The sequence below is a fragment of the Qingrenia yutianensis genome (assembly GCF_014385105.1).
GTDB lineage: Bacteria > Bacillota > Clostridia > UMGS1810 > UMGS1810 > Qingrenia > Qingrenia yutianensis.
The window spans coordinates 14,330-29,005 of sequence record NZ_JACRTE010000006.1 but is presented as its reverse complement, the minus strand read 5'-3'; the positions used below and the strand labels follow the sequence as shown (position 1 = coordinate 29,005).

The 14,676-nt window shown below is 39.3% G+C and carries 11 protein-coding genes; 10 read left to right on the top strand and 1 reads right to left on the bottom strand.

Annotated elements, in window-relative coordinates:
• Positions 1-3 precede the first annotated feature (3 nt).
• Genes H8706_RS06465 through H8706_RS06440 form a run of 6 tightly spaced genes read left to right on the top strand, consistent with a single transcriptional unit; the run spans position 4 to position 9,667 of the window.
• Entirely contained in the window at positions 4-2,139 is a 2,136-nt protein-coding gene (locus H8706_RS06465) for a hypothetical protein (protein WP_262431971.1), read from the top strand.
• A gap of 33 nt (positions 2,140-2,172) precedes the next feature.
• Positions 2,173-4,461 (top strand): helix-turn-helix transcriptional regulator, encoded by a 2,289-nt coding sequence (locus tag H8706_RS06460; protein ID WP_262431970.1) that lies wholly within the window; start codon positions 2,173-2,175, stop codon positions 4,459-4,461.
• 11 nt (positions 4,462-4,472) lie between these two features.
• Positions 4,473-5,579 (top strand): glycoside hydrolase family 88 protein, encoded by a 1,107-nt coding sequence (locus H8706_RS06455; RefSeq protein ID WP_262431969.1) that lies wholly within the window; start codon positions 4,473-4,475, stop codon positions 5,577-5,579.
• A gap of 12 nt (positions 5,580-5,591) precedes the next feature.
• Positions 5,592-7,322: a beta-glucuronidase gene (gene uidA / locus H8706_RS06450; protein WP_262431968.1), complete on the top strand. Its 1,731-nt coding sequence runs from the start codon at positions 5,592-5,594 to the stop codon at positions 7,320-7,322.
• Positions 7,323-7,343: 21 nt separating this feature from the next.
• A complete protein-coding gene (locus tag H8706_RS06445; protein WP_262431967.1) occupies positions 7,344-8,729 on the top strand; it encodes a glycoside hydrolase family 38 N-terminal domain-containing protein in 1,386 nt (461 codons plus the stop codon).
• Positions 8,730-8,731: 2 nt separating this feature from the next.
• A complete protein-coding gene (locus H8706_RS06440) occupies positions 8,732-9,667 on the top strand; it encodes a family 43 glycosylhydrolase (RefSeq protein WP_262431966.1) in 936 nt (311 codons plus the stop codon).
• Positions 9,668-9,748: 81 nt separating this feature from the next.
• Here H8706_RS06440 and H8706_RS06435 read toward each other — a convergent pair whose 3' ends face one another.
• Positions 9,749-9,988, bottom strand: a complete 240-nt coding sequence (locus H8706_RS06435; protein WP_262431965.1) for a DUF6514 family protein — start codon at positions 9,986-9,988, stop codon at positions 9,749-9,751.
• A gap of 620 nt (positions 9,989-10,608) precedes the next feature.
• Between H8706_RS06435 and H8706_RS06430 the strand changes: the two genes are divergently transcribed.
• The 4 genes from H8706_RS06430 to H8706_RS06415 all read left to right on the top strand — a co-directional run bounded on the left by H8706_RS06430 (position 10,609) and on the right by H8706_RS06415 (position 14,649).
• Positions 10,609-10,842 (top strand): helix-turn-helix domain-containing protein, encoded by a 234-nt coding sequence (locus H8706_RS06430; RefSeq protein ID WP_262431964.1) that lies wholly within the window; start codon positions 10,609-10,611, stop codon positions 10,840-10,842.
• Between the two features lie 134 nt (positions 10,843-10,976).
• The gene (locus H8706_RS06425; RefSeq protein ID WP_262431963.1) at positions 10,977-12,317 is read left to right on the top strand and encodes a sodium-dependent transporter; all 1,341 of its coding nucleotides are present in this window, start codon (positions 10,977-10,979) and stop codon (positions 12,315-12,317) included.
• Between the two features lie 437 nt (positions 12,318-12,754).
• Positions 12,755-13,462, top strand: a complete 708-nt coding sequence (locus H8706_RS06420) for a sugar transferase (RefSeq protein ID WP_262432074.1) — start codon at positions 12,755-12,757, stop codon at positions 13,460-13,462.
• 17 nt (positions 13,463-13,479) lie between these two features.
• A complete protein-coding gene (locus tag H8706_RS06415; RefSeq protein WP_262431962.1) occupies positions 13,480-14,649 on the top strand; it encodes a nucleotidyltransferase domain-containing protein in 1,170 nt (389 codons plus the stop codon).
• Positions 14,650-14,676: the final 27 nt, after the last annotated feature.

The window sequence follows — 14,676 nt, the reverse complement described above, 5'->3', positions numbered from 1 at the left end:
GAAATGTCCAAAATATTGCTTGGTGTTACGGGATATTTGCCTGTTGCGCAAAGTTCGGCGGGCGCATATTCTGCGTTTGCGGCGCGTCAAAATCTTTTCGGAAATATAGAATTTTCGGACGGAATAAATGAAAATCAGCTTGTTGAAATTTTATATAACACCCTTCTTTCAAATGCATATTCGGGTGATGAATATTCGAATGACGGTACATATAAACTGAAAAGTGATAAAACCGTTATAGAGGAATACTTCGGTGTTGCACAGCACAGCGGTGTATATGACGCAAACGACAAAACCTCACTTGTGGGAAACGGTACGGGAAAGAACGGATTTATCACCGTTGACGGAACAAAATACAAAACCGAAATTGACATTCCCGAGGATTTATTCGGCAAAACAGTTGTATATTATGCAAGGGAAAATGCAAATTCCCCGGATGAGATAATCTGCATATACGAGGAAAGCGGAAACAACGAAATAGTGCTTGCGGACGATGAAATAGAGAGTGTGGCGGATTATAAAATAGAATATTCTTCCGACGGCGGAAAAACGCGGAAAGTAACCGTTGATGCAGGCGCGGATTTAATTTACAATAATATATCGTACAAAAAATGGAAAATGTCAGATGTTTTAATTTCAAACGGTACGGTTACACTTATTGATAACAATAATGATAACAAAATTGACGTAATAAAGGTTATGTCATATGAAGATTACGTTGCGCTTTCGTACAGCGATGCAGGTAAGAGCATTGCCTTGCGTTTTAACGACGGAAACATAAACATTGATGACAAAGACTGCGAATATTCGTTGTATTTGAACGGCGGAAAGGCAGAATGGGATGTCATATCCGACTGGGATGTTCTGTCTGTCGCAAAAAGTCATATTATTGACGGAATGTATTACTGCAGAATTGACATAACACGCGGTGCCGTAAACGGAAAGATAGATGAGGTTTCGGACGACGGTATTGTGATTAACGGGATAGAATATAAAACAGTGAATGCACCGCGGAGCCGCCTGGATACAAAGATTGGCGAGAGCGGCAGCTTTTATAAAAATATTCTCGGAAAAATAGTCGCATCGGACAATAACGAACGTTTGAAATACGCTTATGTACGCGACGCATACTGTGCGGACGATGACGGTAAAAAGGTGTATTTGCACCTTATGTACGATTCTTATTCCGACCAAAAACTTTTGTGCTCAAAAAAGGTAAATATCGACACGAAACAAAAGAAAGATTCTGATGTGACGGGTGCAGTGGGCATTGGAACGCTTATACGTTTTAAAACAAACTCCGACGGCGAAATAACCGATATTGACACCGCAAACGGCGAGAATACTTCATCATTGAATTCACTTTCGGACGGCGGAACTTTTCTTGATGTCCAGTATAAATCGGGAGCAAATGTATTTCTTAATGCGGTTATAATAGACAACGAAACAAAAGTTTTTGTTGTGCCGTTTGATGACGTTGATATATTTTACCGCACTGCCGACATCAATTACTTCCGCGGTGATGTAAAATATGACATTACGGCATATGACTTAAGCGAAACGAAGGTTGCAAAAGCAGTTGTCGTAAATGAGAAACAGAACAACCGCGCAGTTAACGACAGTAACAGTATTTCGGTTGTAACCGGAATTAAGAGAAAAATCAATGATAACGGCGATGAATGTATCTCACTTTCGCTTATCCGCGACGGACTTGAAATAGACAGTCTTTGGATTGATACCGACGACTGGGAAAAATATTCCGATTTAAAAAAGGGCGATGTTATTACTTATGAGGAAAGTAGTGCGGATAATTGCCGTATTGTTTTGGTCAGAACACTTTTTTCGCCCGAAAAGCGCAGTTTGTATTATCATAAAAATATAAGCAATGCAGGTACTAAACTTATTGTTACCTACGGAAGAGTTAAGGCGTACGGCGAGGAGTCGCTGCTTATAAATGTTGACTCAAATGACGAAAGCGTTGTTGAACCATATTATATAAAGCCGAAAATGAATTTCTACATATATGATTCAAAAAGCAAAGAGGTTAAGACGGGAACTTTTGCCGATGTAAATGTCGGCGACGAGGTTTTCCTCCGAGAGAGTTACTATGCTGTTCAGGAAGGTTTTATTGTAAGATAAAACCGATATAACTAAATATGGGAGAGTTTGCGCGTGATTAAAAAAATCGGTAAGATATTTAAAAATATTTTTGTAAATAAACCGACTGTTAAAACGGTATGGACCATATCTTATATTTTGCTCATTTTTGTTCCTACATTGATATTTTCGTCGGTCCTGGTGCGGTATATAAGCATAATTGAGAATACTGTAAACGAGTCGTACGACCGTTCTTTAGAAATGCTTGCGGCTAAATCCGACGAGGTTATGGAAAGAGCGGAAATATGCGTTGCGCAATGTGTTGAAAACAATTCGCTGCAACAGCTTTATGAAAAAAATATGTCAGTCGATACCGAGCAAAATAATGTTTACAGATTGAGTGTTCAGCTTAAAAATCTGGATATGATTTCGGGTATGGAAAGTATTGTTATGCGTTATGACGACGATGCTGTTATCACGAAATACGGACTTTATGATTTTAATTTTTACGCGCAGACTTATCTTGGTGTCAACGGCACATATGCAGATAATTTAAATAACGAATTAAAGCTTATTACGGATAAAACATATGTGCCTCTCAATTCAAAAAGCTTCGGCACGCAGAAAAACGGCATACTTCTTGCGATACCTTACAAAAGAGTGGGGATGTATCAGCGCGGAGTTATAATGCAGTTTATTCCGCAGTCGGTATTTGAAAACTTTTGCGCCGAAATGAGATTTTTAAACGGCGGAGAGCTTATGTGTATCGATGAGAGCGGAAAGGTTATAATGTCAACCGTGAGCGACGACAAACGGTACAATTTTATTGAGAATTCTGATTTTGGCAAGTATGCATCTGACGGTTCCTTTAAAAAAGGAAAATCATCATTTTGGTTTAGAATGTCGGGAAAAACAATGCTCAAATATATATTTGCCATTCCTTCTGATGCAATACGCGAAAGCAGCGACAGGGCAAAGAAAAATATGTTTGCCGGAATACTGTTTACGCTTGTTTGCGGAAGCATTATGACTTATATTCTGCTTAAAAAGAACTATAAGCCCATTGCATCTATTATCGAAAGCATTGGGAGTTCGGGAGCGAAAAACGAGAATGAATTTAAGTATATTGAAGATAATTTGAAACTTATTTTTGACCGCAGCAATAAGCAAAGCGCATTGTTGGAAAAGTACAGGGCAATCGAGAAAAATGATGTTATAAAAGGACTGATAAACGGCAGTGCCGAGAATGTGCAGATAAGACTCGAAGAATGCGATATAAGATTTAAATATGATAATTTTTGCATTATACTCTTTTGCCGTTCAAATTCCGACGCACCTTCATCAAGACTTAAATATGACAAATATGCAAACTACGCGATGAAAAACATACTTGAATACTTATTCGGAGAGAATAATGACTGTTTTGTTATAGACGCGGATACGGGAGTTATTGCACTTCTTTTGAATTTTGAGAAATTATCGGAATACAGAAGTTATCAGAGCCTGTGTGAAAAAGCTGTAAATGTAATTGCCGATGAGTTTAAGACAACATTCTTTGCCGTTATCGGTTCGGTTTACAACGACGTTAATGAAAGCTTTGATAATTATTGCAAAATAAAGCAAAGAACAAATTCTATGCAGTATTACTGCAATGATGAGGTGTTTGAACTGGAAAAATTAAGCTCAAAAAGAGCCGGAGAAGGCTTTTCGGTGATTACTAATGATGAACTCGGAAAACTAAAAACTCTCATAGAAGCCGGTGACGCCAGCATTGCAAACGAGTGGACAGAAAACTACTTTAAAAAACTGCAATGCCGAAAGAATGACGTTTCAAAAAGATACATTCAATGTGCAATGTTTGATATGACGGGAACAATTATAAAAATTGCCACGTCGCTTGAATCAATGTGCGGAAAAAAGATTTTGCCGGAGGATGCAATAAACCGCCTTATAAACTGCGACCATATAGGAAATTATCTTTCAGAATTAAAGGACATTATAAACGGTATGTGTGCGGCGGTTTCACCCGGCGGCGCGGAGATAGACAAGACAAGCAAACTTGTAGATGAAATAAAAGAATATGTAGCCGATAACTATACAGATGTAAATTTCAGTATCTTATCGGCTGAAGAAAAGTTTGGTATGTCAGGATATTATCTTTCGGGAATGTTTAAGCAGAAAACAGGAGAAAAACTTCTCGATTATGTTAATCGGGTAAGAATTGACGCAAGTAAAAAACTCTTGAAAAATTCCGGAATGACGCTTGATGAAATTGCCGAAAAATGCGGTTTTACAAGTGCAACGGTCTATATCAGAACATTTAAAAAATATGAAAACATAACACCGAGGAAATATGTCTTATAGGAGAAAGCAAGATGGAAAAGTATATAGAAGATTTAGTGAGCAGGACCGTTGAAAAAATGGGATATGTCCTGCAAAGAAACAGCGGGAAACTGCCGTATATCGCAGAGGACGGTATATATGACGATATGAAAGAATACCGCATTAACTGGTGGACAAACGGCTTTTGGGGCGGTTTAATGTGGAAACTGTTTCTTTTGAGCGGAGATGAAAGATTTAAAAAAGAAGCGGTTTTATCTGAAGAAATTCTTGACGGCGCTTTTAAAAAGTATGATAAACTTCATCACGACGTTGGTTTTATGTGGCTTCTTACAAGCGGTGCACATTTAAAAATCGAGGAGAATGAAAAATCATATCTTCGGATTATGTATGCCGCAAATCTGCTTGCATCAAGATATAATATCCGCGGAGGATATATCAGAGCATGGAATATGGATAAGCCGGGCTACAGCATTATAGATACTATGATGAACTTATCGCTTTTATATCAGGCAAGCGAAAAGAGCGGTGATGACAGATATAAATACATAGCTGTTTCACACGCAGATATGGCAAAAAAGTGCCACGTCCGCGAGGACGGCAGTGTTTATCATATAGTGAACCACAATCCCGAAAACGGCGAAATAACGGATTATCCATGCGGTCAGGGCAGAAGTACAAATTCAGCATGGAGTAGGGGACAAGCCTGGGCAATATACGGATTTGCCATTAGCTATATTCATACAAAAGACGTGTCATATCTTAATACCGCGAAAAAAGCCGCGCATTATTTTATATCTGCGGTGTGTAATGATTACCTTCCGAAATGTGATTTCCGAAGTCCCGATGAACCGCTTTATTATGACAGCACTGCAGGTATGATTGCAGCGTGCGGACTTTTAGAAATAGCAAATAACGTTTTCAATCTTGAAAAAGATATGTATTACAATTCTGCAATAAGACTGATACGTGCTGCAGAAAGAAATTTTTGCGATTTCGATTACAATACGGACGGAGTTCTCACTATGGGAACGGAATCATACGGCGAAGGAACGCGCAAGAATGTCCCGATAATATACGGTGATTACTATTTTGCCGAGGCGCTTGCTCGTCTTTGCGGCAAAGATGTAATGTTTTGGTAAGGAGTTGAATATATGCTGTACCCTCAAATAAATGAGTGCCGTGAGATGATGTGTCTGGACGGCTTTTGGAATTTTTATGCCGAGAGAAAAGACGGCGTAATGTACGATAATCCGCCCGACAGATTTGACAGTTTGCGCACGATTGCCGTGCCGGCAAGCTGGAATGATCAATATGAAGATTTGTATGACTTTTTCGGAAAGGGCTGGTATGAAAAAAATGAATATGTACCGATTTCGTGGAGTGGAAAGAATGTATATATAAGGCTCGGAAGTGTAAGCGGAACCGCAAAAGTGTGGGTAAACGGCAGTTTTGCCGCCGAACATACCGGCACTGCTTTGCCGATTGAGGCTGATATTACAAATTATGTGAAATTCGGTGAAAAAAACAGAATTGTTGTTCTTGCCGACAATACGCTTGACCCTTGGGGACTTCCGCCCGCCACACTTATGGATAATGAGGGCAGAATGGGTTTTTCAAAATCTTATCCTGCTGTTACATATGACTTCTTTCCGTACGGCGGAATACAAAGAAGTGTCTATCTTTATGCGTGTGCGGAAACTCGTATAGAAGATATAACAGTAGTGACAAGTCCGGAAAAAGGCATTGCAGAAGTCAGCTTTGATATAGAGTTAAATCGCAGTATAAAGGCTGAATTGTGGGTTGAAACCGACGACAGAAAAATTTTATGCACGGTTGACGGAAAAAGTGCAAAATGTGTATTTCAAACGGAAAATCCGCGGTTATGGAATGTCGGTGAGCCAAACCTATACAATGCGCGCTTCAGCATTGTTAAAGACGGCAAAACAGTCGACTGCTACGAGCTTACTTACGGGATAAGGAAAGTGGAAATTCAAGAAAACGCAATTTTTATAAACGGGAAAAAAGTGTTTTTAAAGGGGGTTGGAAAGCATGAGGATTTCTATATAATCGGAAAAGGTTTCAGCCACGCGTTAACGGTAAAGGATTTTGCACTTATGAAAAAACTTCACGCAAATTCTTTCAGAACTTCGCATTATCCGTATGATGAAAAAATACTTGACTATGCCGACCGGGAGGGATTTTTGGTTATAGGGGAAACACCGTTTGTGGGACTGAATCACAGAAATTTTACAAATGATGTACTTAATAAGGCATTGACGGTTTTGGAAGAAATGATTTCACGCGACAAAAATCACCCGTCGGTTATAATGTGGAGTCTTGCAAATGAGCCTTGTCCCGATTGTACAGAGGCGGACGGATTTTTTAAAACTCTTGCCCAAGCCGCGAGAAAGCTTGACGGCACCAGACCTATTACCTATGTTGCACATATGGAGGCAGAGGATAACGAACCGATAAAATATTTTGATATCATATGCGTCAATAAATACTACGGCTGGTACTTGTACCCCGGGCAGATTGACGGCTCGCTTAAAGAATTTTCCGATTGTCTTGACAGTTTTTATGATAAGTACAAAAAGGGTGTGATTTTAACCGAATTCGGTGCAGACGCGATTGCCGGTATGCACACATCGCCTGCGCAGATGTTCAGCGAGGAGTATCAGGCGGAAATGATTGAAAAGCAATATAGGCTTTTTGCATCAAAGACGTATGCCGCCGGAGCGCACGTTTGGGCGTTTGCGGATTTTAAAACCGCACAGTCAATATCGAGAATAATCTTTAACAGAAAAGGCATATTTACGCGTGAAAGAGAACCTAAAATGTCAGCGCATATGCTTGAAAAACTTTGGAACGACAACAATTAAAATTTTATAGGAGATACAAAAATGAACAAACCAAAAGTGATATTTTTACCGCACGCAAACATTCAGTATTCCCAGCTTGCGCCCGAAAAGCGCGAGTGGGTTATGCGAAACTGCTACGAAAAACTGTTTGATTTAATTTTAGACGGAGATTACAAAATCGGTTTTGAGGCGAGCGGTATAACCATTGACGAAATGGCGAAAAAAGCACCCGATGTGCTTGCGAAATTAAGAAAACTTGTCAAAACGGGCAAGGTTGAGCCTGTCTGCTCGCCGTATATACATTTTATGCTTGCAAATATTCCGAAAGAAGTGTGCCTCGACTCTTTGAAATATTCTATGGAGGTTTGGGAAAAGCACACGGGCAAACGTCCCGAAATCGGCTGGAATCCCGAATGTGGCTGGACAGGATACATTCCCGATGTATACAAAGAGGCAGGATTGAAAGCGCTCATTATGGACGCAGACTCGCTTATGCTTTCGTTTGACGAAATACGCAAGGCAACAGGGCTTGAATACGACGTTGCAGGTCATTCAAATAAAAATCATCTTTTCAAAATTGAAGAATACATAAAAGACAAAAACGAATTTTTAAAATTTATCACAAACGCGTCTGTTGCACCGAACGGACTTAAAATGATTTTCCGTTCCGACTGTATGGCAAATCTTCTTTTGTGGTATCTTATGGGCGCGACCGAGGGACTTCGCGATGAGCCGATAAATATGGACGAAATCAAGACTATGTTTGAAAACTGGAAAGAGAGAATTGCACGCACCGGCTCGTTTATTATGCCGTATGCCGAAGACGCGGAATATATCGGTTCCAGTGCATATTTTTACGTTAAACAGTTTAATCAGGCAAGATTTTTTGAGGAAGAACCGAAATCGGTTGAGCGTTTTAAAGAAATTCTTGACGCGGCAAAAAATGCAGGATATGAATTTGCGCTCCCGAGCGAAGTTCTTGACAATACGATTGAAAATCCGTATGTTGACAATATTGAAAACGGCGTTGCGTGGCACGGCGGAACGGCGAAAGCGTGGGCAAACACTGAATATTCGCGCATTATGGACCCCGTTTGCATTGCGGTGTTTAACGGCATAAAGGCTGTTGCGGAAAAATTAAACCAAGATTTAAACTCGCTTGACATAAACCTGAACAACGCTATGAAAGCTCTTGCGTCCGCTTGGGTGTCCGACTCGCGCTGGCCTCCCGCGCCGACAAGTCCGGGAAGATTTAACGTCCGTGAGTCGCTTGACGATTTATACAGTGCAAACGATTTTATCGCAAAAGCAATGGAGGACGGCAAAATTGCCGAAAAAAAAGGAATTTATTCGCCGAGCCTTATGAAAACGCAGATTGCGGCGATTGACAAACTTCTGATGGAGAAAAAATATTTCGGAGAGGAATAAACATGATAAACGGGACAATTTGGAAAGATATAAACGGCAGCGAAATACACGCGCACGGCGGACATATTTTAAAGCACGGTGAATATTATTATTGGTACGGCGAAAACCGTAAAGATAATATATATGTATCGTGCTACCGCTCAAAAAATTTAAAGGATTGGGAATTTCGGAAAAATGTGCTTACAACGAATAGTCCGTGTGAAAATCTGCTTGATTTTAATGCAGATATAAGCTTATTTAACACAGAAAACGGTGTAAAGAAAAAAGTTAATATTGAACGCCCGAAGGTGTTATATAACGAGAAAACAAAAAAATTCGTTATGTGGGCTCATTATGAAAACGGCACCGATTATTTGTGCGCTCGGTGTGCGGTTGCACTCTGTGACACTCCTGACGGTGAATTTGTATATTGCGGAAGTTTTAATCCGCTCGGGGAGATGTCGCGTGACTGTACGCTTTTTAAAGACGGTGAAAGGGCATATTTTATTTCAACTGCCCGCGATAATGCAGATTTACATATATATTTGCTCAATGACAGCTATACCGGGATAGAGAAATGTGCGGCAAAACTCTGGATAGGAGAGTATAGGGAAGCGCCGGCGGTGTTTAAAAAAGGAGAAAAGTATTATATGCTTTCTTCAGCTTGCACGGGTTGGGCACCGAATCAAGGAAAATGGGCATATGCCGATAATATCGTCGGTGAGTGGAGCAGTCTTGAAAATTTCGGTGACGAAACGACATTCAGAAGTCAGCCGGCATTTGTTCTGCCGTTGATAAACGGAAAAGATACAGAATTTTTGTATTTTGGCGACAGATGGGGCGGAAAGGGAGAAAATTATTTTAAATCATCATATGTCGTGCTGAAAATTAAATTCGACGGCAACAAGCCTTATATAGTTTATGACGAAAAATTTGACACAAGCGGATTTATGTGTTAATAAACTAAACAAAAACGGTCTTTGATATAACAATCAAAGACCGTTTTTGAATTCGCAGCCATAGCCGGCTGTCGGACAAAATTACATCGGTAACTGCCGTGCTGTAAAATCTTCTACGACGTCATAAAAATGTACTTCGCTGACATCGTGAGAATTAAGCTTATTTACAATATGTTCAACAAATTCACGTTCTGATGAAATGTCTGCGATTTTTCCTGTTTCACAACCGTTTATCACAAGGGTGACACCGTATACTGTCACATTTTTAAAATCTTCGGTTGACTTGACAGCGGTAATAACCTTATAAACCTTTTTGCTCACACCATTCCCTCAATTCTTTTAATATTAAATTTTTAACCGTGTTATCCGTTTTCTGTTACTTTTTTCATTTTTGTTCATTGCTTCTTCCAACACTTTTTCTAATGTCAAAATTTCCCAACGGTCAAATTATAACTCAACCGACTTTGAAATGTCAAGGAAAAACACAATATTTTGTAAAATTTTGCCTTTTTATTGCGTTTGGGACATTTTTCCGCAAGACGTTTTCAAAAAAATGCGTGTTTTTCAAAAATAAATTTATAATTTTGTTCAAAAACGGTACCTAAATTGGAGTGGGTTTGTGAAAAACGGCTTTTTTGAGAAAAAATCCGGCTCGTAACACGCGGGTTATGAAGTCGAAAATTTTCCTATATAAAGGGGTTTTTTTAAGAAAACAAAAACTAAAATATGTGCATTTTAAAAACGGCGAAATCCGGCTTTATTTTTTTATATTTTTTTGCCGATTTGCGGAAAATGCTGTGTTTTTGAGTGCGGCGTTTCGGGGGAAATCAGCACCAAAAAACACAATAAATAAACTGTAAAATATAATAATATGTTTAGTGGTACGTTGTGAATATTCACTCCAATTTGATAAAATTATATTATGTGGAGGGGATAATATAATGAAACCAATTTACACTTCGGAATATCTGCAGTTAGGACTGAAAATTTCATATTACAGAAAACTGCGCGGTCTGACACAGGAACAGCTTGCGGAGAAAATAGAAAAAACGCCGGTATTTATAGGTCACATCGAAGCGCCGAACATATGCAAAGCCGTTTCGCTCGACACGCTTTTCGATATTGCATATGTGCTGGAGGTTCCCGCATATAAATTTTTGATGTTTGACGAGTAAAACGCAACTAAAAAATAAATATATTGACCTTGAATGCGGTTTATGATACGATATATGGTATGGGTGTATTTATATGGAAGATACTCTGATGCCTAGAAATACATTCCGTAAAAATATATAAGGAGTTTGTTGTTATGGAAAGAGAGAAACTTGGGTCAAGGCTTGGGTTCATTCTGCTGTCGGCAGGATGCGCCATAGGCTGCGGAAACGTATGGAAATTTCCGTGGATGTGCGGACAATACGGCGGAGGCGCGTTTGTGCTGATTTATCTTTTATGCCTTATTGTTTTGGGTATTCCGGTAATGACGATGGAATTTTCGCTCGGACGTGCCTCGCAGGCAAGTCCTGTAGGAATGTACAGAAAGCTCGAAAGACCCGGCACAAAATGGCACATTCAGGGTTATTTGTCGCTCATAGGCAATATCAGCCTTATGGCGTTTTATACAGTTGTTTGCGGCTGGCTGGTTTATTACTTTGTTAAATTTTTGGGCGGTACAAATTCAGAAATCGGTTTTGTAAAAATGATTACCGACCCGGTTATAAACGTTAAATATCTTGCTGTTGTTGTGGTTGTGGGCTTCGGCATACTCTGCTTTAATTTGCAGGGCGGACTCGAGCGCGTAACAAAATATATGATGATTGTTCTTTTTGTTCTTATGATTGTTCTTGCAGTTCACAGCGGAACTTTGTCGGGAGCAAAAGAAGGACTTAAATTTTATCTTGTTCCCAATCTTTCGGCGATAAACGGCAGTGTTATCGTGGGTGCAATGAACCAGGCGTTCTTCACGTTGAGCCTCGGTATCGGTTCAATGGCGATTTTCGGAAGTTACATAGGAAAAGACCGTTCGCTTCTCGGCGAATCACTCAACGTTGTATTTCTTGACACCTTTGTTGCGGTAGTTTCTGGACTCATCATTTTCCCTGCGTGTTTCACGTTTAATGTTGAAGTTAACGCAGGGCCGAGCCTCCTTTTTGACACAATGGCGTCGGTATTTAATAATATGTCCGGCGGACGCTGGTGGGGTGCGCTGTTCTTCTTGTTTATGGTGTTTGCGGCGCTCTCGACGGTGCTTGCGGTTTGCGAAAACATTCTCGCATGCGTGCGTGAGCTGACCGGATGGAAAAGACCGAAAGCTTGCCTTATTTGCGGAGCAGGGACTTTTGTTCTCGCTTTGACAACCGCGCTTGGTTACAGCGCATTTTCGGGATTTGTTCCGTTTGCGGAGGGCAGTGCTTGGCTCGATTTGTGGGATTTCATTGTAAGCACAAATCTTTTGCCGCTCGGTTCGCTCGTAGTTGCAATTTTCTGCTGTAACAGACGTTACGGCTGGGGCTGGGAGAAATTTAAGGCTGAAGCTAATGAAGGAAAAGGACTTAAGGTAAAAGACTGGATGAGATTGTGGTTTACATACGTAATTCCCGTTGTAATCATTCTTTTATACATATACGGTCTTGCAACATTTAACTGGAAATAAGAAACTGAAAGCTCACGGGAATTTTTCCGTGAGCTTTTTATATAAGAATATTTATAAGGATATTTCTGCGATATTTTTGTGAAAATTGCAAAAAAAATATAATTTCGGCAAAAAATTTTATTGACTGCGTGCTGTTGTGAATGCAATTTCGTGTTTGTTTACAAAATATGCCTAAAAAAGCCGAAATTTGAGCGATTGTTTTAATTTTTGGTATATTTTATAATTCATATAAAATACAAAAAGTGTGAAACTTTGATTTTTTGCCTTAACAAAGGCGAAAAAAGTTACACAAAATTTTTAGAAAACTATTGAAAATTAAAACGCAATATGTTATCATATTACTATATTTGTGCATATTGAAAATGTTTACATATTGCTTTGCCGTACAGGAAGTTTTCCTGTAAAATTTACATAAGGGAGATTTTGTTGTGAAAGGAATGCGTTCTGCTGAAAATGAAAATAACATTTCAAAACTTGACAGTGTAAGTTTACATCAAACGGCCGAGCGGATAAGAGAACTTGATAAAACAATTCCGCCGAAACCGGTATATGAATTTTTCAAAAGGGCATTTGATATAGTAAGTTCGTCTGCGGCGCTTGTGCTTTTGTCGTGGCTGTTTTTATTTACCGCAATAGCAATCAAGCTTGAGGACGGAGGACCTGTGTTTTATTCACAGATAAGAGTAGGGAAAAACGGTAAGTTTTTCAGGATGCACAAATTTCGCTCAATGTGTGACGGTGCAGAGCGTATGAAAAAGAAGCTTCTCAAGCAAAACGAGATGAACGGTCCTGCATTTAAAATGGAAAATGACCCGAGAATTACAAAAGTCGGACGGTTTATAAGGAAAACAAGCATAGATGAACTTCCGCAGCTTATAAATATTCTTGAAGGTTCAATGAGCGTTGTCGGGCCAAGACCGCCTCTGGGTCACGAGGTTATGCAGTATGACGATTTTGCAATGCGAAGATTGGCGGTTAAACCCGGTCTTACCTGCTATTGGCAGTGCTGCGGACGGAGCAATATTGATTTTGACGAGTGGATGAAACTTGACAATAAATACATAGACGAAAGAGGCGCGTGGGTGGATATTAAAATGATTTTTGCAACTATCCCCGCAGTGCTTAAAGGTGAGGGTTCTTGCTGAAACGAGGGGTGTAATAGGTGGAGAAAATTTACGATTACACAATTAAATTATTAAGATATGTCCTAAAAGGCGATGTCCCGGACTTGCCGAATGATGTTGATTTTGAAAAACTGTATGAATTCGGCAGAAGTCACGGCGTTGAAAATATGCTTTATGTCGGGCTTAAAGATTTAAAGATTGATGTCCCGAAAGACGTTTTTCAGAAATTTTATTATTCTTATCTGATGTCTATAAAAATTGATACCTTGCAGACAATGGAGCTTGAAAAAATAGGCAAGGCGTTTGAAGATGCGGGAATAGATTATATTCCGCTTAAAGGCAGTGTCGTGAAGTATTTTTATCCTATGCCCAATTACCGCAAAAGCGGTGATATTGATGTGCTTGTGCGCAGAAATAAATTGGAATCGGCGCGTGCTGTTGTTGAAAATATGGGGTATAAGTTTAATTATATATATGAAAATCACGGTGTACATTATGAATTTACAAAAAGTACATTTTTTCATTTTGAACTGCACAGAAAGCTTGTAGGTGATGATGACCGTTCTCAGGCTCTTTTGTCAAAGGCTTGGAATTATGCGAAACTTAAAGACGGAACAAATTATACATACCAGTTTGATATAAGTTTTCTGTATGTGCATTTGATAGCACACCTTGCCAAACACTTGTGTTCGGGCGGTGCAGGTTTGCGGCTTTTCTGTGACATATGGATTATGCAGAGCAAAAATATGATTGACCGAAATAAAGTTCGGATATACCTTGAAGAAGCGAATCTTCTCGAGATAGAAGGATACATAATCAATTTGCTTGACAAGTGGTTTCTTGATAAGAAAGTTAACGATAAAGTTTTGAATAAGCTTGAATTGTTTGTTTTCAGAGGCGGAAGCTTCGGTACAGTAAGTCAAAAAATAAATATGGCATCGTTCGGTCAGACGGATAGTGAGCGATTTGAAAATAAATATTGGAGAAAAAAGTTTTTGAGTTATTTCTTTGAACCGTTGACGTATATGAAACAAAAATATCCGATATTGATTTCGCACAGTTGGCTGCTGCCGATAATGTGGATTTATCGTTTAGTTACGATACCGTTTACGGAAATGCATTTGGTGAATAAACGTCTTAAAGAATATTCAATGTCGAAAAATAGCGATATGGACGATTTGAGTGAAATATACAGGATTGTGAAATAAATCAGAAGTTTTATATACAGGAAATTT